The organism is Enterococcus sp. LJL90 (genome assembly GCF_056924355.1).
In genome coordinates, this window is sequence record NZ_JBXPBQ010000002.1 from 481906 (window position 1) to 506332 (window position 24427).

Here is a 24427-nt window from a genome sequence, read left to right on the forward strand (position 1 = left end):
AAAATTAAAAAAAACTTTTCAATCAACTTTACAGTTCTTTTATTTGAGTGTCTGAGAAAGAAATTCCAGCCAACAAAAAAACCCTTGATAAACAAGGGTTCAAAGTGTCAGTCTTATTTAACTGCATCTTTAAGTGCTTTACCTGGTTTGAATGCAGGTACTTTGCTAGCTGGAATTTCGATTTCTTCACCAGTTTGAGGGTTACGTCCTTTACGTGCAGCACGTTCGCGCACTTCGAAGTTACCAAAACCGATCAATTGAACTTTTTCACCGTTAGCTAAAGCATCTTGAATAGTTGCGAAGACTGCATCTACTGCTGCAGTTGCGTCTTTTTTTGTTAATTCAGTAGCTGCTGCAACTTTTTCGATTAATTCTGCTTTGTTTGCCATGGATAGTTTCACCTCCTCGACAATAAAATTTGATGTTAAACATCTTTAGTTCGTTTTTTTGAGTGGTCCAAAAAAGTGAACTACAAATATTGATTTGGTTCAATATTCTTTCTAAACGATATCATAAGAACCCTTTTATAGCAAGGGTTTAGACAGATTTTTCATCGTTTTTAGACAGCTTTTTGTCCAAATAAATAAAATCGCCGAAAATCGCTATTATTCTTTTACAAAAATAACCAACTGTGTTAAAATGCCTATTTTCTGCGGCGAGGGATGATTTTAATCGGTGTCCCCTCAAAGGCGAAGGCCTTGCGGATTTGATTTTCTAAAAAGCGGGAATAAGAAAAATGCATCAATTCTTCTTCATTAACAAAAATTACAAAAGTTGGTGGTTTGACAGCTACTTGTGTCGCATAAAAAATCTTCAAGCGTTTGCCCTTGTCAGTCGGTGTCGGATTGATGGCAACAGCATCCATAATGATGTCATTTAAGACAGCTGATGGCACCCGCAGATTTTGATTGTAGCTGACTTCTTCAATTAAAGCCGGCAATTGATTTAGCCGCTGCTTAGTCACAGCAGATACAAAAATAATCGGCGCATAATCCAGATAAGCAAATTCTTCGCGGATTTCTTTTTCAAAATCTCGTAAAGTGTTGGTTTCTTTTTCAACGAGGTCCCACTTATTAACAACAATTACCATGCCGCGACCCGCTTCATGGGCATAACCTGCCACCCGTTTATCCTGTTCGCGGATTCCTTCGTGGGCATTTAGCACCATCAAGACAATATCTGAACGATCAATCGCCCGCATCGCCCGCATAACGCTGTATTTTTCAGTATTTTCATACACTTTGCCCCGTTTGCGCATACCAGCTGTATCAATCATTAAAAATTTCTGGCCGGTTTCTGAAACAAAACGGGTATCGATGGCATCTCTAGTGGTCCCTTCAATTTCTGAAACAATTACCCGATCTTCACCGAGAATTGCATTGATCAAAGAAGATTTTCCAACGTTTGGGCGGCCAATCAAACTAAATTTAATGACATCGTCTTCTTCAACCTCAGCTTCTGTTGAAAAATGTTTGACAGCTTCATCTAACAAGTCCCCAATTCCGAGACCGTGGCTACCTGAAATCGGTAATGGCTCGCCTAATCCTAAAGAATAAAACTCATAGACTTCACTGCGCATTTCAGGATTATCCACTTTATTGACGCCAAGAATCACCGGTTTATGGCTGCGATATAAAATTTTCGCGACAGATTCGTCGGCATCGGTAATGCCTTCACGCCCACTGACAACGAAAATAATCACATCGGCTTCATCAATCGCAATTTCTGCTTGATGCTTAATCTGATCCATGAAGGGTTCATCCCCCAGATCGATTCCTCCAGTATCAATAATGCTGAACTCACGGCCCAGCCATTCTCCCGTCGCATAAATTCGGTCTCTGGTTACCCCTGGTGTATCTTCAACGATTGAAATTCGTTCTCCGGCAATCCGGTTAAAAATAGTAGATTTTCCGACATTCGGCCGCCCTACGATGGCGATAGTTGGATTTGACATATATACTCTCCTCTAAGATGTTGTAACTTTTTAAAAAAATTTCCGCTGATCTTACTTGGCTTTGATGAATAAATTTTCTTTAACAACCAGTAAACCTCGAAAAAAAACTTTCATAAGCTTTTCAGCGGAGCGACTTTTTTTACTTAGGTCACAACCTCCGTCATTTCACAATTGCTTTACAATCTCAACTAGTTTAACGAATCTTTTGTTAAGTTGCAAGAATAATTCCGTTTGATTGCCCTTAATCAGCTCTAGCAATCATTTTTTTCCAATAAAAAACCAGACAGCTTGTGAAAGCCATCTGGTCTGCAATCATTTTAATCTTCAGAATCTTGATTTTTTAAAGCTTCCCCTAAAATATCCCCCATGGTAAAGCCAGTATTTTCCTCTGGCAATTCATAGCTTTCAACTTCTGGGTCTTCCACCTTTGAATCCTCTGGTTTTTCTTCCAAAGCCTTAATGCTTAAAGCAATCCGATGTTCGTTTGGATTCACTTCTAAGACCTTCACTTGGATTTCGTCCCCTTCATGCAACACTTCATGAGGTGTCGCAATATGTTTATGGGAAATTTGTGAAATATGCACTAAGCCTTCCACACCAGGGAACACTTCCACAAAGGCGCCAAAACTTGTCAGACGTTTTACCACACCGTCTAGCACGCTACCGGCTGCAGCTTTTTCTTCAATATCTGACCAAGGTCCAGGCAAGGTGTCTTTAATAGAAAGAGAAACTCTTTCTTCATCAGGATTAATCGCCAAAATTTTCACATTGACTTTATCACCGACAGATAAGACATCACTTGGTTTGTCTACGTGATTATGGGCAATTTCGGATACGTGAACTAGTCCATCAATGCCGCCTAAATCAACGAAGGCTCCAAAGTCAGTTAAACGAGCGACTGTTCCTTCAACAGTTGCGCCAACTTCAAGATTTGCTAATACTTCGTGTTTTTTCTCTTCTTTTTCGGCTTCGACAACTGCCCGATGGGAGAGAATCAAACGATTTTCTGAAGGTTCGATTTCGACAATCTTCAAAGTCAACGTTTGTCCTTTGTAATCTGAGAAATCTTCGATGAAATGATCTTCAACCATTGATGCAGGCACGAAACCACGTACACCGACATCAACCACTAGACCACCTTTAACAATATTGGTAACAGGTGCTTCTAGAATCTTACCTGCTTTGAAATCTTCTTCAATTTGTTCCCAAACTTTTTTCGCATCAATGCGACGTTTAGACAACAAATAGTTTCCGTTCTCTTTGTCTTTACCAATTGGGGCAATTACCACCAATTCCATAACATCGCCAACTTTTGCAAGTTCATTGATGTCATCCACAGGTAATGTCGATAGTTCTTTTGCTGGGACCACGCCTTCTACCCCGGCACCTTCTATCCCAACGATAATTTGTTTGTCTTCGATTGCTAAAACTTCACCCTTAACAATATCGCCGACCTTTACTTCGTGGAAACTACTTAAAGCATCCTCCATCGTTTCATTGCCTAAATCTTGCTTTTCATCAAATTCTGTCATGACATTGATCCTCCTAACCAACAGATGTCCAAAATAACACTCTATTACTAGTTTAATTGATATTTGTCAAAAAATAAAGCGATTTCTGAAAATTTCTTAACTTTGTAATTTTTGCGGCTTCTTTTTGCTATTAAAAGCCCTTATCTATAACTATTTCCTCAATTTTTTCTACCACTTGAGGAATCGTCAAGCCTGTTGTGTCCAACAATACCGCATCTTCTGCTTGTTTTAATGGCGAAACTTCTCTAGTAGAATCTAAAAAATCGCGTTTTTCAATTTCGGTTTTTAAGATATCAAATGGTGTCACAATCCCATTTTCAATATTTTCTTTGTAGCGTCTTTCAGCCCGCTCTGTCACGCTGGCAACCAGAAAAATTTTGACCTCTGCTCGTGGCAAGACTTGCGTGCCGATATCGCGTCCATCCATCACAACCCCGCCATCTTCAGCCATTTCCTGTTGCTGAAAAACTAATTTTTCCCGAACCAAGGCTTGGGCAGAAACTTCTGAGACAGCATTGGTGACCTCCGGCTGGCGGATTGCCAAGGTACAGTCCTGCTCTTCAATGAAAACCAGTTGACCATGCTCTCCTTGTTTAAAACGAATCGGGTACTTTTCAATTAATTTCACTAAACCCTCTTGGTTATTTAAAGCGACTTGATGCTTTAAAGCTAAATACGTAACACTGCGATACATGGCCCCTGTATCAATATAAATGAAGCCTAATTTTTTAGCCAAAATTTTTGCGACAGTACTTTTGCCAGATGACGCAGGGCCATCGATTGCGATATTGAATTTTTTCATGATTCGACTCCTCTTTTAAACTAAAACAAAAAAGATGAGCCTGTGACATTAGTCTTTTTAACAGATGAAATCCCGAACTATATTTTATTTGCTCCTACGGTCCAGTAGGTCCGAATTGCAAATTAACAATATTTAGTGGTTTTCACTAGATACCGTTCATAAAGTTCGGCTCTGTCCTAACTAATGTCAAAGCCTCCTCTTCAAATGATTGATTGTGCACTTAACCTCTTAGGAAATCCGCAATTCTTCACCAGGCATGATTACGGAATTTGCATTTAAGTTATTTAACTCATAAACAGTCTCTAAAGAAACACCATTCCGTTGAGCGAAAGTATATAGCCCATCACCCGCTTGAACTGTGGCATAAACAGCGTCACTGTCGGTGGCATTATTATCAGTGGTATCACTTTCAGAATCAGTCGTCGTTGTAGTGTCTTCACTAGATTCAGTTGCCGCTGTCTCTTCTGATGAAGTAGTAGTATCACTTGTCACTTGAGAACTGCTGGTTGAAGTTTCTGAGGTAGCAGGTGTCGCTGAGTTGCTGCTATCGTAGCGCAGAAATAACAGCCAGCCGATAATAATCACGGCCATCAACGCCAACATAGTCAATAATAATTTTACAAAAAGCACGTTACCGGTTTTCTTTTTACGATGCTGGCTACGGGAGCCGGTCACTTCATAATCGGTATCATAGATGGGTTGTTCCCATGGTTTTTTTTCAGAATTTTCACTTTTGCCTTTGCCGCCTTGTTTGTCTTTCTTGCTCAAGTTTCTTTTACCTCCCAGTTATCGTTAAGGATTTCTCTCTATATTAAATGAATTTTTATTTTTAAAAAATCACAATTGCTAAAATTGCCTACAGCAGACTCTTAATTTTTAGCGAGCCCTCATACTGTCGTTCGTTATTATAGCATATCCCGCAAATCTCTGTCCTTTAGATTTTCAGATTAATTTATTCTTTAAATAATTTTAGCAAAACCTCCTGCCAGCTAGGCAAAGTTTTTTCAACTGTAGAAAATTCCGTTGACTTTTCCAGTAGCTGAGCTTGATGAAAATCACAACAATTTCTGGGGATTTCCTTCATGCTTTCAGCGAAATAGTCCAGCATTTTTGCTCTGCGACAACCGCTTGCTTGAATGTAGTCCAGCATGTGATTGAGCTGCGAAAATTTATCAGATTCATGCTGGGTCAAGCGCTGGATAATCGCCTCTGATTGTTCCATCTGACTTTCAGCATACCACTTGCGTTGCAGTTCAGAAAAATTATTTTCGTCAACATTTGGTTGCTGGATTAAAAATTGGAAGACTCGTCGTTCCTCTTGCCGCTGTTTTTGAAAATAATAATGCAGACTTTCATCACCAGTTTGATACAGCAAAATCGCTTGGCTGGCCTGACCATCACGCCCAGCGCGCCCAATCTCTTGGACATAGTTTTCCAGACTGTCGGACAAATCATAGTGAATGATGCTGCGGATATCGGCTTTGTTAATACCCATTCCAAAAGCATTAGTGGCTACTAGCCAATCCAGCTGCCCTTCGGTGAATTGCTGTTGCAGTTGCCTGCGCTCATTACTAGCCAGGCCTCCATGATAATAGCCGATTCTCAAATTTAGCTTAAACTCTTGATAAATTTCCTCCACCATTTTACGGGTCCCGCAATAAATAATGCCGGGAGCGGCTGCTTTATGTACAAGTTTTTTTAAGGCAGCAGCCTTATCTTCCGTTTTTTCTACAAACAAGGCAATATTATCCCGCTCGACTGACCCTTGATAAAAATAAAAATCATCGAAAAATAAATTCTGAATATCGGTGATAACCTTGGGTGTCGCCGTGGCCGTCAAACCCAATAGTAAAGGATTGTCTAATTGCTGCAGGACCTTCGCCAATTGACGATACTCTGGCCGAAAATCATTGCCCCACAATGAGACACAGTGAATTTCATCAATCACCAGTTGAGCAATAGTCAATTGCTGCACCTTTTGCAAAACCTGGGGCTGCAAAAACATTTCTGGACTCATAAAAATAAAACGAAATTTCTCTAAGTGTTCTAAAAGCCACTTTTTTTCAGCAAAGCTGTTGGAGCTGTTTAAGGCGACAACCGCCTTTTCCCCTTGCTTTTGCAGCTGTAACACTTGGTCTTCCATCAAAGAAATTAATGGAGAAATAATAATGGTAGTTCCAGCTAACAGATAGCCGCTAAATTGATAGCATAAAGACTTGCCGCTACCAGTTGGCAAAATTCCTAGAGCATCTTTGCCATTTAATAGGGCTGTGATCAGTTCCTTTTGACCCGGGCGAAACTGCTGTAGCTGAAATTTTTCCTGTAAAATATTTTCAAGTGATTGCCCCACTGTCCTACCCCTTCTTTTTGAAAAAATCAATTTGACACAGGCGAAAAGCTAAATAATCCAACTGACCACTGCCAGCAAGTTCTTTATAATTCCATGTGTCAGGCGGCAAAGAAAGCTTCGCTAATTCCGCCTTTACAGAGGCTGGCACAAAGTCAGCCGTCGGGAAATGCTGATCTTGAATAGCCCATTCAATCAAATGATCATTAATCGTACCGATTTTTAAGCGGCGCTTGGCAGCAATTTCAGCAGGTGTCTGCCCCTGTTGTGCTAGAACTTTGGTCTGCTGCATGCTTTGATTGAGATTTTGTAAACTATAAGGCGCCAGTAAATCACTTAAAAGTGGCGGCTGAATTTTTTCAATCAAGTCAAAAAAATAATGAAGCTGACTGCGGGCGCTTAAAGCAGCCACTGGGTCATTCGCTTGCCCTGATAATTGAAAAGTGAGCGAGCCTAACAGCTGATACCCGCTAAATTGGCGAGCTAAAAAATCAGCCATTTCTTGGGGCATCTGCGCAAAAATTTCTGTTAATTCTTGTGGCAGCTGTTTGATTAAGGTTTCTTTGGAAACTTTTTTTAACCACTTTTTCTGCTGGTTGATTAACAGAGGATTATTTTCAATCGGAACATATTGATTGTTGCGGAAGCTCAGCTGAGAAACTACCTGCACCGCTAGCTTAACACTGCGCCACATTTCCTCCTCCGACCGGCCATAACGATAACTATTAAAGTGTTCCAGCGGGTACTGGGCCAAAAGCTCCGCTAAAACGGCTTTTCCTAATGCCGTTAACTCCAAATATTCGCCACTACGGATGAGATATTTTTTTTCAAGCAGCTGTGAAAGCTGCTGCTGATATTCCTCTTGGGAAAGTTTTGGATAGAGGCCTAAGAAGTTGAGATTGTGTTGAAAAAAACCAAAGAGCAGGACTGAAGTCGAGCCTTTCCCTTTTAACAAATGAAACAATGTCGTTTCCTTAAGCTTGTTCCCAGCTTGAAACAAGAGTAAAATAGTTTTAGCCATAATACACCCCTTGAAAGGTTGGAAAATCTGTGAAGTGTCTGATTGTACCTGAAAAATGTATCGCCTGCGGACTTTGTCAAATCGTCGCACCGGAAATTTTTGATTATGATGATGATGGCATTGTGCTTTTTAAACAAGAGCCCGAGGCCCAGCAGCAATTCATCGTTGAGGCAGCTAGACCGGCCCTTCTAGAAGCCTACCGAAAATGTCCGGTGCGGGCAATCCTCATCGAAAAATAAATGCACCTTCCATTATACTAAAATCAGATAAAGAGAACCAGCCTGTTTTTTTAGGCTGGTTCTCTTTGAAATATGTCGAAATTTTTTATTCTAACAGAGTTGAACTTCAACTTAAAAACTTGACGAATCCTTCGTCTTTAAAAAGGCAACAACTATTAAACAGTTTTTTTCTTTTTGACTTTGCCTTCCCAGCCATCATAGCCTTCTTTTAATAAGAATAAGTTTTTAAAGCCAGCTTTTCTTAATTGATTGGCCATGCGGATGCTCAGAGCTTTTCGCTGATCGTAAATATAGATTGGCTGATCTTTTCTTAAAGAATCGATGTATTGTTGGCGATAGCTTTTATCCTTAATCATTGTATAAGGTAAATTACGAGCGCCTAAAATGTGACCTGCATCAAACGTATCTTTTTGTCTGACATCAATCACTTGGGCCTTTCGCAAGCCCTCACGAAATTCATCTTGATTTAACCAGGTGGCTGACCGTTTAGCCATTATACGCAAATAGCCCTCATATGCTCCCCAAATAACTAAAAGTCCTAAGAGGAAAAAATTCAAATACCATAAATTCATTTTAAAACGCTCCTTCTAATCCTGATCAAAATCTAAAGCTAATGAAGCGGCACCGATAACGCCTGCATCATTACCCAATTGGGCTAATTTAATTTGAGTGCTCTCTCTGACTTGCGGGAAAGTAAATTCCTTAAAGTAGTTTTCCACCCGAATTCGTAAAAATTCACCGGCTGCTGAGACGCCGCCACCTAAAACAATACTCGCTGGGTTCAATGTATTTCCTAAATTGCCGCAGGCTAAGCCTAAAAAGAAACAAACCCGATCGACTACCATCAAGGCAAAGGGATCATCACCTTGAGCCGCTTCAAAAACATCTTTACTAGTAACGGCTTGGCCATCATCTAAATTCGCCTTTAGCTGAGAATCTCCAGCATATTCTTCGGCTAGTTGGCGGGCAACCCGCACAACGCCCGTTGCACTGGAGACTGTTTCCAAGCAGCCTCTCTTGCCGCAAGTACATTCAAAGCCGTTCGGGTCAACTGTTACATGACCAATTTCGCCGGCACAGCCAGCGACACCGTGTAATAATTTCCCTTCGGCGATAATGCCGCCGCCAACCCCAGTCCCTAAGGTAATGAAGATGACATCAGGATTATTCTCACCAGCGCCCTTCCAGCGTTCGCCTAAAGCTGCCACGTTGGCATCATTATCAATCGCAAAACGAATGCCGGTTCCCACTTCGATTTGTTGGCGTACATTTTGCAAGGTTGTCCAGTTTAAATTATAAGCGCCAATCACAGTCCCCGCCTGTCGGTCAACACTGCCGGGAGTTCCCATGCCAATGCCAACAAAATCCTGCGGCTGCATGTCATATAAACCGAGATGATGATTGATGGATTCGACAATATCTGGCACAATATGGCTGCCATCGTCTAAAATATTTGTGTCGATACTCCATTTTTGCTGGATATCGCCGGCCGCATTTAAAATAGCAAATTTTACTGTCGTGCCGCCTAAATCAATCCCAATGATTTTTTTCGTCATTACAAATTCTCCTCTTGTCTAGATTCTTCAATACGGTGCTCTCTTTTTAAAATGCGCCAAGCCGTCAGATAAACCTCCCGCTCAATCAAGCGGCCCTCATACAAATTTTGCAATTCAATTTGCATCAATTCAATATCATAAATTCGCTTGCCGACATAGACATAAATACCAAATTGTTTAAATAACTGCTGCACATCATATAAAGTTTTCATAAGAAGCCACGTCCTTAGCTATTATACAAGTAAACCGGAACTTTTTAAAGCTACCAAAACACAGATTATGCATAAAAAGATAAAAATGACACCACTGATAATTCTGAGATGCACCGAAAAATTGCCACGATTTTTCGGCAGGGCGATAATTGCCGCAGTTAACGCACCTCCAAGCAAGCCTCCTAAGTGACCATAAAAATCCACATTGATAAACAAGCCGGAAATTAAATTGAGAAAAACCAATAAAATAAAGTTGCGCATCATAACACTCACTGCCGGATTATTACGAAAATGGTAACCAAAGACTAAAAATGCGCCAAAAAGTCCCATATTGGCGGTGGAGACTCCGGCTGAAAGAACATTCGGATTGTTAAAGGCAAAGGAAAAAACATTACCTAACAGACCACTGAAGAAAAAGATAGCTAAAAAGCGGCCATGGCCAAATAGCATTTCAATTTGTCGGCCTAAAAAATACAGCACAATCATATTGAAGACAATATGTTCTAAATTAAAATGTAAAAACATCGGCGTCACAAACCGCCAATATTGATGGAATTCGATAATTGCGTAACGGCTCATTCCGCCGCTGTATACTAAATTCAAACTCGGTAGCAGCCAGCCAATCACAAAGACTAACACTTCAATCGCCACTAAAGCATATGTTATAAATGGTTTATTCAGCCAGCGCTTCAGCTGCATTTGTTGTTGATAATTCAAACCCATTCCTTCTTTCTATTCATCCGTAATCAGCAAGTCAACCGGCAAGTCAAATGCCTCAACCTGCCAATCATCAAACAGCTGTTCAGTAAAAACCAAGCTGATTGTCCGCCCTTTATAATTCATTAGAAAACGATCATAAAAACCGCCGCCAAAGCCAATTCGATAGCCTGATGGTTTAAAGACGACACCTGGGACAATCAATAGGTCCGGCTCATCCAAAAAAATATCCGTATGTAATGGTTCTTTAATCCCAAACTTGCTTAGCTTGTATTCCGTTTTTTCAGAAATCTCGATAAAATGCAGCTGCCGTTTCGGATAAGTCTTCGGTAATGCGACCTTCTTACCCGCTTTCATGGCCGCTTCAATAATCGGCAGAGTATTCAGCTCGGCTGTTGTCGAAAAGGTGATACCAATTGATTTTGCTCCACGCCATTGGCCACTGTCAAACAATTTTTGATAAATTCTCGCTTCTTTGGCTTGTTTGTTGTGGGGCTGGTGCGCCAGCTTGTCCAGACGCTGGATGCCAAATTTTCTAATTGTCGTTTTATCCATTCCCTCACCTCTCTCAAGAATAGTACCTAAAAACAAGGATTTCCGCAAACCTTCTATTAAAAAAAATAAAAAAACTGAAAAACAATTAGTCACCTTACCGTGAAATTACAGCATAACCTTGTTTTGTGAACTCAAAATCAACTCAAAGTTTCATTCATTTCCACAAAAAATTATACTCCAGATAGGCCTAACTATTTTTCAGAAATTTAATAACTCTTGCGCATTAATAAAAAGACAAAATACGGCGCCCCGATTAAGGCAACTAAAATGCCAGCGGGAATTTCTCCGGAGGCTAAAATATTTTTCCCCAGAGTATCACCGGCCAATACAAATAGTGCGCCGATTAAGCCACTAGTGAGATAGGTGCTGATTTTAGCAGAACCCAGCAAGCGTTTGGCTGCGTGGGGCGCTAATAAACCAACAAAGGAAATGCTGCCGGCCATTGAAACACAGCAACCGGCAATTAAAACGGCCAATAATAAACTGATTTGCCGTAAATTTTTTATTTTGACGCCTAAACTAATCGCCGCTTCATCGCCAAAACCTAAAACTTCTAAAGCTTTGATTTGAGTTAACGTAATTGGTAGTAAAATAATCAAAGCAATTGTCAAAATCAAGACATACTGCCAAGAGACACCCCAGATACTGCCAGCGAGCCAAGAGGTCACAAAATTATAGGTTTGCTCTGACATATTAACTGTCAAAAACAAGGTCAACGCTGAAATACCGGCATTGACTGCAATCCCTGCTAACAAAAGCCTGTTAACAGTGATGCCTCCGTGTCTGCGATGGGCTGTCAGATAAACAACACTGCCAGCCAATAAACTGCCCAAGCTAGCAAATAAAGGTAAGAGCCACGGCCGGCTGCCATCGCTAAAAAAGCCGAGATACAATAAAACGAATAAGCCAGCGCCACTATTAATGCCTAAAATACTTGAATCCGCTAAATCATTGCGGGTGACTCCCTGCAATAAAAAACCGGCAAAGGCTAAGCCGGCACCAGCTAAAATGGCCACCAGTGTGCGGGGTAAACGAAAATTAATTAACAGCAGGCGTTGGGCCGCCGTACCGCCGCCCTGAATAATTTGCCAGAAAGTTTCTAATGACAATTGATTGCTACCGCTCAGTAAAGAAATAATAAATACCAGTAAAATCAAACAGCTTAAACTGCTGATTGCAAAAACTTTTTTTGACATCAACTTGCCCTCCAAACTAAATAAAGTAAGAAAGGTACGCCGATTAAAGCTACCAAAATCCCAAACGGCGTTTCAAAGGGTGGATTGACCATCCGGGCGCAAACATCGGCAATGGTTACTAAAAGACCGCCAAAAATAGCAGAAAAAGGAATCACTAGACGGTAATCATAGCCAACAAGATTGCGGACAAAATGCGGCACGATTAAGCCGATAAAACTGACTGAGCCTACTAGAGAAACGGCAATGCCTGCTAAAAATAAAACCACAACCATCGTCAGCCCGCGAATACGGCTGGGATTTTTTCCTAAGCTAATTGCTGTCTCATCCCCCATGCTCAATAGCGTGATGCTCGGCGCAATGAAAAAACTAGCAATTAGGGCAACGAAAAAAATGGGACCGACAATTTTCAACTGCGCCCAAGTCACATTGGCCGCTCCGCCGACAAACCAAAACGCCAAATCCTGCGATAAATTAAACGATAAGGAAATCGCTTGGCTTAATGAAGTCAGTAGTGAGTTGATTGCCGTCCCTGCAAGAATCAAACGCAGCGGCGACATGCCACCTTTGGCATAGCGGGTCACTAAGTAAACTAACCCAGTCGCCAACGCCGCTCCTAAAAAAGCCGCCAGACTGATTGCTAAATAATTACTGCGGGAGAAAAAAGCAAACACCAAGGCCATACTTAACGCCGCTCCAGCATTGATTCCTAACAAACCCGAATCAGCCAATAAATTGCGGGTAGTGCCTTGCATCATGGCGCCGGCAACTGCTAAGCAAGTGCCTACTAAAAAAGCAGCTAAGGTACGGGGCAAGCGAATATCACGGATAATTAATTCTTGTTGATTGCCGCCGTCAAAATTCAAAAAACTTTTTACAATTGTCGTGGTGTTGACTTGTGAGGCGCCAAATCTCAAAGAAATAAGAAAAACTACAACCATTAACATAAGTGAAAAAAATAATAACAGGCGCCAATTCATTCGTCTACTCATCTTGATCACGCCCTTTAAGCAAGTCGTAGGCTAAAACGATTGGCTTATTCGTTTTTTGATTTAGAATAATCTCGGCTTGAATTTCAAAAACCTCCGACAAGTTGTCCTCTGTAATCACCTGCTGAGGTGTACCTGTGTGCAGTAGTGTGCCGCTTTTTAAAGCTAACACTTGGTCAGAAAATCGCGAAGCTAAATTTAAATCGTGAATCGACATGATAATCGTTTTACCGTGTTCTTGATTAATTTCCTGCAACAACAATAAAATTTCTAGCTGATGAGCAGGATCTAAAAAAGTTGTCGGCTCATCTAAAATTAAAAATTCAGTATCCTGCGCCAAGGCCATCGCAATCCAAACTCTTTGCCGCTGACCTCCTGATAAGGTCTGCATACTCCGGTCAGCCAATTTTGAAAGATTGGTGACTGCTAAAGCCCATTGGATTTTTTCTATATCCTTTTGACTAAAACTGCTAAAGCCTTTTTGATAAGGATAGCGACCAAAGGAAACGACTTCTTGCACTGTTAAGCCTGTGTCAGACTCACTGCTTTGAGCCAACAAGGCAATTTTTTTTGCGACTTCCTTTGTGCTCATTTGAAAAATTGAATTATTTTCTAAAAGAACATCCCCTTGCTTTGGCTGCAAGACGCGGGCCAACGCTTTTAATAAAGTTGATTTACCGCTACCGTTTGGTCCGATTAAACTGGTGATTTTCCCTTTTGGAAAAGATAGGGATAATTCTTGAATAATTAATTTATTTTGATAGCCCACGGAGAGACTATTTGCCGTTAAAGTTGTCATGAGAGCCCTCTTCTATTGAAAATCATTCTCAATTATCCATCGAAAAAAGCAAGCAGTCAATAGTTTTACCATAAAAAAAGTTATTGACTTTCAAAAAGAAAAATTTGATAATAGCAAATGAGAATAGTTCTCAATTATTTTAAAGGAGTTTACAAATGATTACAAAAAAGAAATTTACAGGTGTTTTAGCTGCGGGAGTTACTTTGCTCAGCTTAGCAGCTTGTTCAACGTCTACAGATTCAACAGCATCCTCTACTGGGACTTCGACTGACGCTTCAACCAAAGAAGTCACGGATTATTTAGATCACACTTTAACTGTGCCAACAAATCCAAAACGAGTGATTGGAACTTATCTCGAAGATTATTTAGTTTCTTTAGATGTGACACCAGCTGCACAATGGACGGTCGGCTCGGGCAGTGTCTTAAGTTATTTACAGGATTATTTAACCGACATCCCCACTTTAAATTATGACATGCCTTATGAGGATGTCTTGAGTTTTGAACCAGATTTATTATTTGTCAGCTCTTCTGATTTAGTCGAAGGCGATAAATATGAGCAATACAGCCAAATTGCCCCAACTTATGTCGTCGAAAATGGCGACGGCGTTACTTGGGAGGATACTTATCTGGATATTGCCGGCGTCTTAGGTAAAGAAGAACAAGCCGAAACGACAATCGCCCAATATCAAACAGATGCAGAAGAATTAAAAAATGAATTGACAGATTCAATTGGCGAAAAATCAATTGCTGTCTTATGGGTCACTAACAATAGTGCCTTTGTGGTAGCAGAAAATCGGGCGAGCGGTACACTTTTATATGAAGATTTGGGCTTCCAAGTTCCCAATGTTGTCGCTGATATTTCCGCCAGCGCCACAGCCGATTGGTCCGCTATCTCCACGGAAGCTTTAGCAGAACTGGACGCTGATTATTTAATCTTAGTTGATAGCGATGAAGAAGCGGCCCTTTATGATGAAAGTGCTTGGCAAAATATTCCTGCTGTGGCTAACAATCAAGTCTTCTCCTTTAATTCTGATCACAGCTGGCAGTATACTGGTCCCATTGCAACACAAATGATGCTTAGTGATGTGCGGGAAGCCATCTTAGGAGCAGAATAGAAAAAATTTTACAGCAAACAAAAATTTATTTAATTTTATAAAAAGGCCGCTTACTTGATGTGAATCAAGTAAGCGGCCTTTTGACTTGCTATTTAATTTTTTTAATTCGGGAATAATTGATTACTGTTTTATTGTTTAGCTGCTCGTATTCATTTGAGCCGCTTTTATCAAGACTGACAATCGCTGAGTTGGTTAACAGGCGGACAATTACCACAGCTTCGCTCTTGTGATCTTGCTCAATCATCACAGTTTCCCCCACCGCAAATTTTTGTCCCAATGCGGAAGGAATCGGTTCTTGATTACCATAAGTCTTTGCCATTCAATACTCCTCCATTTCAAATTAAAAAAAGAAGACCATCGCTGATCTTCTTAAAGAATTAACAAATTAACCTTTAACGATGTTAGTCGCTTGAGGGCCACGTTGACCATCTTCGATATCGAAAGTAACAGCTTGACCTTCATCTAAAGTTTTGAATCCGTCACCTTGGATAGCTGAGAAGTGAGCAAATACATCTGTTCCGTCTTCTGCAGTGATAAAACCAAAGCCTTTGTCTGGGTTGAACCATTTTACTGTACCGTTATTCATAATAAGTACCTCCAAATACACATCAATTGTGCTTATTTGCAATATAATCATGAAGTGTAAGAAGAAGCATCAAAAATTATTCGTTAATGATAAACCAATTTCACAATCAAATTCTATTACATCAGTAACCTTACCACGATAAAGTTTATATTACAAATTATTTGTGAATAAAATCGAAATCTTATCACCAAAAATTAAGGTAAGCGTTTTCTTTTTAAGTTTTCAAAATTAACTTGACAAATAAAAAAGCCGCAACTCTGTTACAACAGAAATTCTTCTGTCATAATTCGTTGCAGGCATTCTTTTATTCTGGTGTTCCGATTAAAGCGATATAACTATCTATGTTAACGATGCGCATATGTTTGACATTAAACTGACCACGCTCATTATATTTCCCTTTCACTTCGATTGTATACTTGTGCATCGGCAGCGACAAAACATAATTTGCGAAAATTTTATTTTTAATCACGCAATTGATACATTCGTCGTTTTCCCAAATTAACATTCCAGTGATAGCATAGGGCTTCTCTCTGAACACTTTGATATGCGTAAGTAATCCAGTATGAGTTTCCATGCATTTAGGATACACAGATATGCCTTTGAAGTCAAAACATTTATCAGCAAAATGTTTTGTGCTGCGAACAAACTAGTTAATCTAGAGAATCATAATCAACCGTTGTTTTCTTGATTGTCTTTGTCAAAGCTAAAATGGCTAAGATATTAGGAATAATCATCAAACCGTTAAATAAATCTGCCATACTCCAGACAAATTCAACCCTCAAAGAGCTCCCCACTGCTATAAAAATCGCCACTAAAACAGCATAGATTGGCACAGCTTTTTTTCCAAATAAATATTTTATATTGGCCTCCCCAAAAAAGTACCAGCCAATTAACGTTGCATAAGCAAACAGTGTCACACAAATTGCAATGAAGGGATAACCAAAAATCCCCAACGTTTGTGAATAGGCATATTGAGTTAACTCAATCCCGTCAAGAAAAGCGCCATTTTCCATAACCCCAAGTGAATTGGTTGTCAAAATGACAAAAACAGTCATCGGCAGCAGAATAATCGTATCAATAAAGACCCCCATCATCGCCACTAGACCCTGCTTTGACGGATGGGAAACTTTGGCAAGGGCGTGGGCATGGGGCGTTGACCCCATCCCCGCTTCATGGGTGAACAAGCCGCGGGCAATCCCAAAACGAATGCTCTCTCTGACACCGACACCAAGAACACCACCCAGAACCGCTTCTGGTTTGAAAGCTCCCACAAAAACATCTTTGAGCGCCTCAGGAATACTTCTAAAATTAATGATTACCACAATAATGGAAACTACGGCAAAAAAGACTGCCATCAAAGGCACGATTTTTTCGGTGACAGCTGCCACGCGCTCTGTTCCGCCAATAAACACATAAAGACTAGCTAATCCCAATAAAGTTCCCGTTAAAAGCGGTGGAACTCCAAAGGCCGCCTCCATGGCTTGACCAACTGAATTTGCCTGCACCATATTGCCCATAAAACCCAGCGCCAAAATCAATAAAATCGCAAAGACAACTGCCAATACTTTTCCCAGCTGTCCTTTAAAGGCAGCTTTAATATAATACACCGGGCCACCTACTACTTCATTGCCCCGCTTCGTTCGAAAAATTTGCGAAAGAGTTGCCTCCGAATAAATAATCGCCATCCCTAATATTGCGCTAATCCACATCCAAAAAACCGAACCCGGTCCACCCATAACCATCGCTGTTGCCACGCCTGCCAAATTCCCGGTACCAATTTGCGCTGCAATTGACGTCATCAACGATTGAAAAGAGGTCATTCCCTCTTCACCAGCTTTGTCTCCTCGAAAGGAAATATTGCCAAAGGTTAATTTGAAACTCTCCTTCAATTTTCTAAATTGAATAAAGCGGGTTTGAAATGAAAAATAAATTCCCGAAAAACACAAAAGGGCAATAATAATATAGTCCCACAAAAAATCTCGAATCCCGTTAATAATAGCCATTTTCTCCAACCTTTACTTTTTTTATGAATAAAATTGTAACATAATCAACAGAGTTAGAAAACACATTTAAAAATTTAATCAAATTTTCATAATCGAACTGCTCTCGCTTTTATGATGAACAGGTTTTTTAAACTAATTTTTCCGAAAAATTTTTGCTTTAGCTGTGAGAATTTTTATTCGAACTGAAAAGTTTTTATTTCCTCGCGAGAAAAAGCCTTATTGAAGCGACTGAATATGCTAAAATTATTTTAAAGAGCAGGATTAGAAATGGGGGAAATATGATGAAAAAGAGGAATTGGGTTATTTTAAGTATTGCTGGGTTAATTCTTTTGCTGCTTGGTGGTGGAACATTTTACTGGTATAACAATATTCAATTACCCCACCAAGAGGCCATTTCAGAGTTTGATGCAGTCAAAGCCGACAGAGAAGCAGACAATGCCCAGCTGACAGCAGCCATTGATGCTGCCCAAACTGTTTTAGATTCTGGCGATCAGCCCTATGATTCTGAAACTTTTAGCGCCTTGGAGCTTTCAATCGAAAACGCTACATCAGCGCAAAACAAGATTCCAGAGTTACCAGACAGCACCGTTGAAATTATCACACTTTCTGAACAATTAGCAACTCCCTATGACTATTCAGAGTTTCTCAATGATTTAAAAATTAAAACCACTGCTGCAAATGTCAGCATTATTCAGCTCAAACAAGTCACAGCACCAACTGAGCAATTTATTGTTGAAAAAATTGCACCTTTATTAGCAACCTCCATGACCAGCTACCAACCCGTCACTGAAACCGACGACCCTAACGGAAATCTCAATAAACCTGGTGGATATACTGCTACCATTTATTTTAGCTCTCCATTAATTAATCAAGATGAGGTCTATGGTAATACGCTGATTGAAAAAGGTACCGAAGCCGGTGGCGCTATTGAGGTCTACGCCAACGTTGAGGACGCAACGAAAAGAAATGACTATCTTGCCAACTTCGATGGCGGCCCGATTAATTCAGGGTCGCATAATCTTTACGGCACAATTGTCATCCGCACCTCAGATAAATTAACCGCCACTCAACAACAAGAACTGGAAGCAGAAATTGCTGAAACACTGCTGGCGGTGTGAGAATGAAAAAGCTGAAGCTCACTTTTTTAGTGGGTATCAGCTTTTTTTGTGTGTTTGAGAAAGTTTTGGATGCTGTGGTGGTTGGGATTTAGGAGAAAAAAACTAGAGATAACCTGAGAAATTTTTGTTCTTTTGATAACAAGACTCCGACTTGTCTTGATATAAATCAATCTCTAAAAAACAGTTTTATGCAGCCAAGCAAATATACAAAATCAATTTATTTTTTTCCAACTCCGATGATAAATTTTATCCTGAAATAATTTTTGCCCTGCCGAAAAGAAATAAAAAGTTACAACCAATATTTTTTTTCACTCACCTGTTGATTTTTTCGCCGCTGAAGTTGTGTATATAGTGAGGACTCGATTTTGTATAAAAAGGAGCGCACATCATGCGAAAATTACATTTACAATTTAAAAATGCGGACGGCAGCCGCAAAACAATTATCATTAAACTTTGCCATCAAAATTTATCACCGGAAATCGTGCGTCAAGCAATGGAGGACTTAATCGCTTTAAAGCTTTTTGAGCGTAATGGCGTCCAGCTTTATACCGAGATTGTTGGGGCGAAGTATGTGGAAACTCGTGTTACTAAAATCTTTGATCGCTTTACTCCAAAGAATACTTCACCTGCCAACTTACAAAAAATCACTCCCAAAGAGATTTCTCTTAAAGAAGAACCACAGATTACCTCTATACCTGAAAAACGAGAAGAACATCAGGAAAATACTGAACAGGATAAGCTACTGAGAATCGAATATAGACAAAGGCTCAATCTATTTTTATCTGGACAATGGCAGCAAATCTATCAATTTTTCTTGATAAAAAGGCTGCTGTGGCTTTATCTTGCCAAAAATTGCCAAGACAGAGCTTTTATTTCACTTTCGATGGTTAGGATTCAGTAAGTAATTTAGGAAACAAAAAAGCTGAAACCCTTGTAGCAGAAGGGTTTCAGCAGATTACTAAATAGCTTATTTAGTTTCGCGGTGTTTTTTTAAAGCGTCTTTTTCTATGGTTTTCTAACGGTATATAGAAGAAAACCTTAAAGTCAATATTTTTACACGTAAAATTATTTTCCTGTTGTATTCTAAACGGGGGCAAAAACAAGGTCAAATTAATCGGCGTTGCGAGATTACCCCCCACTCAACCGATTGACGGATTTTTTATTTAAAAACGTATTCTAATTTAGTCTTGTCTGCATAGCTTTAACCATTTCAGAGGCTTGCTGATAATCCCGTCTTGAATCCGGCGAGTTGTCGCGGCACCCCAATAGACGTCAACAGCGATTTGCTCATTTGAACTGACTCCTGAGCTTTTACCCACCTTATACGAAGTATTACATACAGCTAGTACTAATAGGTTTAAAAAGCTATGAAAACAAACCATAATCTGTCTTTGTCCATATGAAAAATTGTACAAGTTTAAACTAAACCGAAAATTTCACCCCTTTTCTGCCCTTTTTTGATATAATTTAGAAAATACACTTTGGAGGGATTAAATGAAAAAAGTATTGTTAGGGTTAGTTTTATTCTCAGGATTGGTTTTAAGCGGGTGCGGGAGTAATGAGGGTGGTGGTTCTAGTTCAAACACTTCGTCTTCAAGTACTTCTACAACTGAAGCATCATCATCAGAAACAAATGATAGTTCAACTGAAAGCTCTAGCGAACTGGTAACAATCAAATCTGGGGACCTGGAATTCTCGTTTGAAACTGTGTATGATAAGAGCCAAATAGGTTATGACTGGGACTATTATCCAGCAAAATTGGAGGCTATGCAGGAACAAGCACCTGACGAATATGCAGACTTTCAATTTATAATCACTAGTTTAGAATCGTTCTATCCAGAAAGTATTTTTTATTTAAATGATTCAGAAGCTACTGAAGAAGAAAAAAATGAAGAAAGGGTTGATATAGAAGCAAACATTATTAAAGCGAATTCTATTAAGGAGAAACTATCTCAAATAGATAGAACTAACAATAATGCCGATGAATATATTTTACTCGAATCAAGAATTGATGAAGCTTTAGCAAATGAGGCTTACTTGAATTAATTAAATACATCACCACATAGTTTGTGATGATATTCAATGTGGTAAGTATAATGTTACTTATATCATCATAATACCCCTCACTAAAAAAGTGAGGGATTTTTTGTCTAAAACTTATTCTGATTTAATCTTGCCTGCATAGCTTTAACCATTACAGAAGGCTTGCTGATAATCCCAACTTGAACTGTTCCGAAGTACTTTTTCATGGCCCGAATGGTTTTCGGTCCTTCGATTCCATCGGCTAGTGTTCCAACCTTTGCTTGAATAGCTCTGATTGTGTTTGGACCTTTAATCCCGTCAACTGCAATGCCCAATACTTGTTGAATCCGACGCTGAATTAAAAGATATTCAAGAGCGTCTTGGTCATTCAGAAATATCCATGACTGCTGACATATTTACTTAATTGTCTCAGGAACATGAAAAGCAAACCCTTAGCAAGTTTATAACCTATGTTGGAAACCAGTAAGAACTAAACGGGGTCAAAAACGGGGTCAAAAAAATTCCAGAAAACAAAAAAAGCTGTATCCCTTGTGTGATAAGGGATACAGCAAACAGTAAAATGAATTACTTAGTTTCGCAGTGTTCATATCGGGCTATATAATAGGAAAGAATTATTGTAAGAATCCCTATTCCTAAGCCTTTTCATATTGTTTATAATTAGCCAATAATAGTTAAACGTAATCAAAATACGTAATCAATTTTCAATGATCTGGGGCAAGAGCCGCTCATTTTATGGGCGGTTTTTTATTCACCTTTTTTTGCACGATTCCATTCCACTTTAAAATAAATTCTCATTATTTCATTGAAAAAATCCAAGTCATTAACATAATTGTTCGCTATCAATCCTAGATGTTCGATTTTCCTATTCAATCTATCTTCCGTTTCTTGAAGTTTATCATTCAGAATAACGTCACTAACTACAGTAATATACTGGCCTTCTTCCTCATCAAATACTTCTTCATATTCAAAATCTCCATGTCTATATAAAAGTTCGCGATTATACTCAAGTTCCTTAATTTTTTTCATTTTAGCATTTCTTATTGGGTTTTTGTAAAACTGAAAAAGAACATCGATGTATTTTACAATATAATTGTTCTTTTTAGAATTCGTAAAACTATTCAGCATTATTCTCTTGGCTTCTTGAGTAACAACTATTTGGTCTTTATCTACAAAAATATCTGTATTTAGATTATCTATAGCAGGACCAGAATCTGGTCCGAAGTATAGTGTAAATAGATTTTTGTCATTTTCTATTTTTGGCCAACTTCCGTTGTCTGATTCAATATGCCCATTTAAATTTGTAACAAACTTAGATGTTAACTTTCTTACTTCTTGGATCCAATCAATTCTTGCACTTGCTTTTAAGTCAGCATCAATTTGTAGTTTTTGCATCCTTTCTTCAAACTCTTTCCGTTCATGTTCCAACCTCTTTTGTTCACTAGAATGTTCTAAAGACAATTCTTTCTGAAATCTCTCATTTCGTGAAGACATTCTCCAGTTGAGGAGATAAGTTAGTCCCACTGAAAATATGACTCCGCTTAAAGATAGGATGGCTGTTATAAAGTTAGAATTCCACCAATCTGTTTTTGTTAAATCTGTAAATTCTACAAAAAAATCTATAGTTAGCTTCCCTTCAAGAATCAAAAAATTATAAACTAGTAATTCTGTTAATAACAATAACCTACTGATAGAAGGTAGGTTATTATCAAAATATTTTCAGCTATATTATTTATTTCCTATATGAAAAAACTTGATCTTTTAATGTTTCAAATTCATTAATTAGCATATTGACGTCATTTGTTTTTGGTATACTACCAGTTTCATGACAAAATTCATTCATATTTATTATAAAACGTTCAGGTATATCTATTTCTGTTCCAATTCTTTTTAATTTTTTCTTTAGTTTCCCCATTTGTTCATATGGATATTTATCTAGTAACTCTTGGTAAGCCTTACGGGCACTTTCCAAATTATACTCATGGTCCGAAGAATCAAAAGTGTTAAATTTAATTAATATAGTCAAAAAATATTTAAAGATTTTTTCTGAATACAGTCGTATCTCAAAGCACATTTTCATGAGTAATTCTTCATCAACGAAATCTTTATAATTAACTAATTCTTTTTTCCAAAGAGAAATTTTATCTTCAAATATTTTTCTATTTAAAATTTCCATAACTGTTTCAGAATTTTCAATTGGTTTAACCTTGTCTTGTATTAATAAATTGAAGTTAGGTAGCTGTATATATTGGCAAGAATGATTTCTAGCCTGTGAATCTTGGAAAACAAACTCTTGATATGTGGAAAATTCAAATAGATTTTTTTTTATGCTATTTTTGCCTACTTGAAAACTAGCATTTAATTCTTTTAATATATCTTTTTCACTTATATATATCGAATTGATTGCTACTACTGGATGATTTTTATCTATTTCGAATATATGCAAATCTTTAATAGCTAACAATTGATAAACAAAACAATTTCCACCCCACAAAAATATATCCATTTTCTCGTTCTCATCTACTTTGTTTCCATTTTCTATCAAGTCAAATATTTTTGAAAAATCTTTCCAATATAAAAAGAAAAAAGGTGGTTTATGTTCTACTTTTATCAATTGATCGGCATAACCATTATCAATAAAGTCTACATTAAGGTGTCCATTAGTATCGTTAATAAGATGGGTCAGAAATAAATATATTTCATTAGGATTATTAATCACTGATTTATAGCAAAATTTTCTCCAAGTTTCTTTTATAGTATTCATTTTATTAACCTAACCCTTTCAAAAATAAGATTTGAGACTTTACATCTCATCAATTTTGCAAAAGCTATGCAAAATATCTTGCGGCTAAATTTTTAATTAGCGTTTAAAGTAACTATGGAAGTTTAATTGCTGCCAAAATAGCAAATCACCTAACGGAATAATTTAAGAATTCATGATTTAATACGGCAAAGTATTCAGGTTTCTTTTTAAAATAGCCATCAAGTCAGGATTATCATTATCAACTCTATAAATAAAAACATCGTCTACTTTATCTTCCAGTTTTGAAGTATCAATACTATGATCGCTTGTCGTAACGAAAATTATTTTTTTTGTTCTTAGTTGATTAACTCTATCAATCATTTTATCAAATCTTTCAGCAGAACTTAAAGCTATCTGAACGGGGTAAACAACTCCAAAATAATCTTCATTTCCATAATATTCATTCTTATTAGGTCTATAGTAAGAATTGAAACCTAGAGTCATTTTTGCCAGTCTATAGTTTTTAGTGGTTGAAACAGGTTTTTTAAAAAATTCCTTTCCAAAAGCTCTATTTATCAAATCTCCAACAGTCTGCAAACTACTACACAATATAATCCCTTTTTTATAGTATTCATTCAGAACTGCTAAAACTGTTCCTATTTTTTCGTCATCATCGTAGCCTTTTATTAAGAAAGTATGTTTTGAATCATCGTTTATAAAGTTTTTGATATAATCTATAGCCACGTCTCTATCTGTCATAATATCCACCTCATTAAAAGTATACCAAAATTGATAAAAATTTGGCAAATCTAGAAAAATGTTTGATAGTATAACGTTTTGGCAATGACTCTTTTAAATGAAGTATCAAATAGTAACCTAGCTAGAAAAACTATTAACATTTTTATT

General features: G+C 38.3%; 26 protein-coding genes. 5 read left to right on the top strand and 21 right to left on the bottom strand.

Annotated elements, in window-relative coordinates:
• Nucleotides 1-113: 113 nt before the first annotated feature.
• From AC1Z3S_RS07190 to AC1Z3S_RS07220, 7 genes are all read right to left on the bottom strand, one after another.
• Entirely contained in the window at nt 114-389 is a 276-nt protein-coding gene (locus AC1Z3S_RS07190; RefSeq protein WP_265456908.1) for an HU family DNA-binding protein, read from the bottom strand.
• A gap of 254 nt (nt 390-643) precedes the next feature.
• A complete protein-coding gene (gene der / locus AC1Z3S_RS07195) occupies nt 644-1954 on the bottom strand; it encodes a ribosome biogenesis GTPase Der (RefSeq protein WP_265456906.1) in 1311 nt (436 codons plus the stop codon).
• Between the two features lie 317 nt (nt 1955-2271).
• Complete coding sequence (gene rpsA / locus AC1Z3S_RS07200) at nt 2272-3486, bottom strand: 30S ribosomal protein S1 (RefSeq protein ID WP_461737500.1); 1215 nt, start codon at nt 3484-3486, stop codon at nt 2272-2274.
• A 130-nt stretch (nt 3487-3616) separates the two neighbouring features.
• Nucleotides 3617-4288, bottom strand: a complete 672-nt coding sequence (cmk, locus tag AC1Z3S_RS07205; RefSeq protein WP_461739785.1) for a (d)CMP kinase — start codon at nt 4286-4288, stop codon at nt 3617-3619.
• A 228-nt stretch (nt 4289-4516) separates the two neighbouring features.
• On the bottom strand, nt 4517-5056 hold the full coding sequence (locus AC1Z3S_RS07210) for an SAG1386/EF1546 family surface-associated protein (protein WP_461739786.1): 540 nt from the start codon (nt 5054-5056) through the stop codon (nt 4517-4519).
• Nucleotides 5057-5240: 184 nt separating this feature from the next.
• Nucleotides 5241-6638, bottom strand: coding sequence for a RecQ family ATP-dependent DNA helicase (locus AC1Z3S_RS07215; protein ID WP_461739787.1), 1398 nt, complete (start codon nt 6636-6638; stop codon nt 5241-5243).
• 4 nt (nt 6639-6642) lie between these two features.
• Nucleotides 6643-7656: a helix-turn-helix domain-containing protein gene (locus AC1Z3S_RS07220; protein ID WP_461739788.1), complete on the bottom strand. Its 1014-nt coding sequence runs from the start codon at nt 7654-7656 to the stop codon at nt 6643-6645.
• A gap of 29 nt (nt 7657-7685) precedes the next feature.
• Here AC1Z3S_RS07220 and AC1Z3S_RS07225 point away from each other — a divergent pair, with 29 nt between their 5' ends.
• Nucleotides 7686-7895: a ferredoxin gene (locus AC1Z3S_RS07225; RefSeq protein WP_461739789.1), complete on the top strand. Its 210-nt coding sequence runs from the start codon at nt 7686-7688 to the stop codon at nt 7893-7895.
• Nucleotides 7896-8050: 155 nt separating this feature from the next.
• Here AC1Z3S_RS07225 and AC1Z3S_RS07230 read toward each other — a convergent pair whose 3' ends face one another.
• The 8 genes from AC1Z3S_RS07230 to AC1Z3S_RS07265 all read right to left on the bottom strand — a co-directional run bounded on the left by AC1Z3S_RS07230 (nt 8051) and on the right by AC1Z3S_RS07265 (nt 13916).
• Nucleotides 8051-8467, bottom strand: coding sequence for a rhodanese-like domain-containing protein (locus tag AC1Z3S_RS07230; RefSeq protein ID WP_265456896.1), 417 nt, complete (start codon nt 8465-8467; stop codon nt 8051-8053).
• Between the two features lie 15 nt (nt 8468-8482).
• A complete protein-coding gene (locus AC1Z3S_RS07235; RefSeq protein WP_461739790.1) occupies nt 8483-9451 on the bottom strand; it encodes an ROK family glucokinase in 969 nt (322 codons plus the stop codon).
• Nucleotides 9451-9663: a YqgQ family protein gene (locus tag AC1Z3S_RS07240; protein ID WP_265456894.1), complete on the bottom strand. Its 213-nt coding sequence runs from the start codon at nt 9661-9663 to the stop codon at nt 9451-9453. The genes AC1Z3S_RS07235 and AC1Z3S_RS07240 overlap by 1 nt, the downstream gene beginning before the upstream one ends.
• Before the next feature lie 21 nt (nt 9664-9684).
• Nucleotides 9685-10380, bottom strand: coding sequence for a rhomboid family intramembrane serine protease (locus AC1Z3S_RS07245; protein WP_461739791.1), 696 nt, complete (start codon nt 10378-10380; stop codon nt 9685-9687).
• A gap of 15 nt (nt 10381-10395) precedes the next feature.
• On the bottom strand, nt 10396-10935 hold the full coding sequence (locus tag AC1Z3S_RS07250) for a 5-formyltetrahydrofolate cyclo-ligase (protein ID WP_461739792.1): 540 nt from the start codon (nt 10933-10935) through the stop codon (nt 10396-10398).
• Nucleotides 10936-11141: 206 nt separating this feature from the next.
• Nucleotides 11142-12131, bottom strand: coding sequence for a FecCD family ABC transporter permease (locus AC1Z3S_RS07255; RefSeq protein WP_461739793.1), 990 nt, complete (start codon nt 12129-12131; stop codon nt 11142-11144).
• Complete coding sequence (locus AC1Z3S_RS07260; protein WP_461739794.1) at nt 12131-13120, bottom strand: FecCD family ABC transporter permease; 990 nt, start codon at nt 13118-13120, stop codon at nt 12131-12133. The genes AC1Z3S_RS07255 and AC1Z3S_RS07260 overlap by 1 nt, the downstream gene beginning before the upstream one ends.
• Nucleotides 13113-13916, bottom strand: coding sequence for an ABC transporter ATP-binding protein (locus AC1Z3S_RS07265; RefSeq protein ID WP_461739795.1), 804 nt, complete (start codon nt 13914-13916; stop codon nt 13113-13115). The genes AC1Z3S_RS07260 and AC1Z3S_RS07265 overlap by 8 nt, the downstream gene beginning before the upstream one ends.
• Before the next feature lie 155 nt (nt 13917-14071).
• On the opposite strand from AC1Z3S_RS07265, the gene AC1Z3S_RS07270 reads away from it, so the two are divergent.
• Nucleotides 14072-15031 (top strand): ABC transporter substrate-binding protein, encoded by a 960-nt coding sequence (locus AC1Z3S_RS07270; protein WP_461739796.1) that lies wholly within the window; start codon nt 14072-14074, stop codon nt 15029-15031.
• An 88-nt stretch (nt 15032-15119) separates the two neighbouring features.
• Here AC1Z3S_RS07270 and AC1Z3S_RS07275 read toward each other — a convergent pair whose 3' ends face one another.
• The 3 genes from AC1Z3S_RS07275 to AC1Z3S_RS07285 all read right to left on the bottom strand — a co-directional run bounded on the left by AC1Z3S_RS07275 (nt 15120) and on the right by AC1Z3S_RS07285 (nt 17620).
• Nucleotides 15120-15350, bottom strand: a complete 231-nt coding sequence (locus AC1Z3S_RS07275; protein WP_265456885.1) for a hypothetical protein — start codon at nt 15348-15350, stop codon at nt 15120-15122.
• Nucleotides 15351-15416: 66 nt separating this feature from the next.
• Nucleotides 15417-15617 (bottom strand): cold-shock protein, encoded by a 201-nt coding sequence (locus tag AC1Z3S_RS07280; protein ID WP_461737481.1) that lies wholly within the window; start codon nt 15615-15617, stop codon nt 15417-15419.
• A gap of 650 nt (nt 15618-16267) precedes the next feature.
• Complete coding sequence (locus AC1Z3S_RS07285; RefSeq protein ID WP_461737480.1) at nt 16268-17620, bottom strand: alanine/glycine:cation symporter family protein; 1353 nt, start codon at nt 17618-17620, stop codon at nt 16268-16270.
• Between the two features lie 281 nt (nt 17621-17901).
• On the opposite strand from AC1Z3S_RS07285, the gene AC1Z3S_RS07290 reads away from it, so the two are divergent.
• From AC1Z3S_RS07290 to AC1Z3S_RS07300, 3 genes are all read left to right on the top strand, one after another.
• The gene (locus AC1Z3S_RS07290; protein ID WP_461739797.1) at nt 17902-18738 is read left to right on the top strand and encodes a hypothetical protein; all 837 of its coding nucleotides are present in this window, start codon (nt 17902-17904) and stop codon (nt 18736-18738) included.
• A 388-nt stretch (nt 18739-19126) separates the two neighbouring features.
• The gene (locus AC1Z3S_RS07295) at nt 19127-19639 is read left to right on the top strand and encodes a DUF2922 domain-containing protein (protein WP_461739798.1); all 513 of its coding nucleotides are present in this window, start codon (nt 19127-19129) and stop codon (nt 19637-19639) included.
• 593 nt (nt 19640-20232) lie between these two features.
• On the top strand, nt 20233-20784 hold the full coding sequence (locus tag AC1Z3S_RS07300) for a hypothetical protein (protein WP_461739799.1): 552 nt from the start codon (nt 20233-20235) through the stop codon (nt 20782-20784).
• Between the two features lie 741 nt (nt 20785-21525).
• Here AC1Z3S_RS07300 and AC1Z3S_RS07305 read toward each other — a convergent pair.
• From AC1Z3S_RS07305 to AC1Z3S_RS07315, 3 genes are all read right to left on the bottom strand, one after another.
• On the bottom strand, nt 21526-22458 hold the full coding sequence (locus AC1Z3S_RS07305; RefSeq protein WP_461739800.1) for a hypothetical protein: 933 nt from the start codon (nt 22456-22458) through the stop codon (nt 21526-21528).
• 52 nt (nt 22459-22510) lie between these two features.
• A complete protein-coding gene (locus AC1Z3S_RS07310; protein ID WP_461739801.1) occupies nt 22511-23542 on the bottom strand; it encodes a hypothetical protein in 1032 nt (343 codons plus the stop codon).
• Between the two features lie 177 nt (nt 23543-23719).
• Nucleotides 23720-24280, bottom strand: coding sequence for a hypothetical protein (locus tag AC1Z3S_RS07315; protein ID WP_461739802.1), 561 nt, complete (start codon nt 24278-24280; stop codon nt 23720-23722).
• Between the last annotated feature and the right edge of the window lie 147 nt (nt 24281-24427).

What these genes read in the sequence shown, in the direction of transcription:
- AC1Z3S_RS07190 (WP_265456908.1), bottom strand. Translation starts at nt 389, where the DNA reads ATGGCAAACAAAGCAGAATTAATCGAAAAAGTTGCAGCAGCTACTGAA.
- der (WP_265456906.1), bottom strand. Translation starts at nt 1,954, where the DNA reads ATGTCAAATCCAACTATCGCCATCGTAGGGCGGCCGAATGTCGGAAAA.
- rpsA (WP_461737500.1), bottom strand. Translation starts at nt 3,486, where the DNA reads ATGACAGAATTTGATGAAAAGCAAGATTTAGGCAATGAAACGATGGAG.
- cmk (WP_461739785.1), bottom strand. Translation starts at nt 4,288, where the DNA reads ATGAAAAAATTCAATATCGCAATCGATGGCCCTGCGTCATCTGGCAAA.
- AC1Z3S_RS07220 (WP_461739788.1), bottom strand. Translation starts at nt 7,656, where the DNA reads ATGGCTAAAACTATTTTACTCTTGTTTCAAGCTGGGAACAAGCTTAAG.
- AC1Z3S_RS07230 (WP_265456896.1), bottom strand. Translation starts at nt 8,467, where the DNA reads ATGAATTTATGGTATTTGAATTTTTTCCTCTTAGGACTTTTAGTTATT.
- AC1Z3S_RS07235 (WP_461739790.1), bottom strand. Translation starts at nt 9,451, where the DNA reads ATGACGAAAAAAATCATTGGGATTGATTTAGGCGGCACGACAGTAAAA.
- AC1Z3S_RS07240 (WP_265456894.1), bottom strand. Translation starts at nt 9,663, where the DNA reads ATGAAAACTTTATATGATGTGCAGCAGTTATTTAAACAATTTGGTATT.
- AC1Z3S_RS07250 (WP_461739792.1), bottom strand. Translation starts at nt 10,935, where the DNA reads ATGGATAAAACGACAATTAGAAAATTTGGCATCCAGCGTCTGGACAAG.
- AC1Z3S_RS07255 (WP_461739793.1), bottom strand. Translation starts at nt 12,131, where the DNA reads ATGTCAAAAAAAGTTTTTGCAATCAGCAGTTTAAGCTGTTTGATTTTA.
- AC1Z3S_RS07260 (WP_461739794.1), bottom strand. Translation starts at nt 13,120, where the DNA reads ATGAGTAGACGAATGAATTGGCGCCTGTTATTATTTTTTTCACTTATG.
- AC1Z3S_RS07265 (WP_461739795.1), bottom strand. Translation starts at nt 13,916, where the DNA reads ATGACAACTTTAACGGCAAATAGTCTCTCCGTGGGCTATCAAAATAAA.
- AC1Z3S_RS07270 (WP_461739796.1), top strand. Translation starts at nt 14,072, where the DNA reads ATGATTACAAAAAAGAAATTTACAGGTGTTTTAGCTGCGGGAGTTACT.
- AC1Z3S_RS07275 (WP_265456885.1), bottom strand. Translation starts at nt 15,350, where the DNA reads ATGGCAAAGACTTATGGTAATCAAGAACCGATTCCTTCCGCATTGGGA.
- AC1Z3S_RS07280 (WP_461737481.1), bottom strand. Translation starts at nt 15,617, where the DNA reads ATGAATAACGGTACAGTAAAATGGTTCAACCCAGACAAAGGCTTTGGT.
- AC1Z3S_RS07285 (WP_461737480.1), bottom strand. Translation starts at nt 17,620, where the DNA reads ATGGCTATTATTAACGGGATTCGAGATTTTTTGTGGGACTATATTATT.
- AC1Z3S_RS07290 (WP_461739797.1), top strand. Translation starts at nt 17,902, where the DNA reads ATGAAAAAGAGGAATTGGGTTATTTTAAGTATTGCTGGGTTAATTCTT.
- AC1Z3S_RS07295 (WP_461739798.1), top strand. Translation starts at nt 19,127, where the DNA reads ATGCGAAAATTACATTTACAATTTAAAAATGCGGACGGCAGCCGCAAA.
- AC1Z3S_RS07300 (WP_461739799.1), top strand. Translation starts at nt 20,233, where the DNA reads ATGAAAAAAGTATTGTTAGGGTTAGTTTTATTCTCAGGATTGGTTTTA.
- AC1Z3S_RS07310 (WP_461739801.1), bottom strand. Translation starts at nt 23,542, where the DNA reads ATGAATACTATAAAAGAAACTTGGAGAAAATTTTGCTATAAATCAGTG.
- AC1Z3S_RS07315 (WP_461739802.1), bottom strand. Translation starts at nt 24,280, where the DNA reads ATGACAGATAGAGACGTGGCTATAGATTATATCAAAAACTTTATAAAC.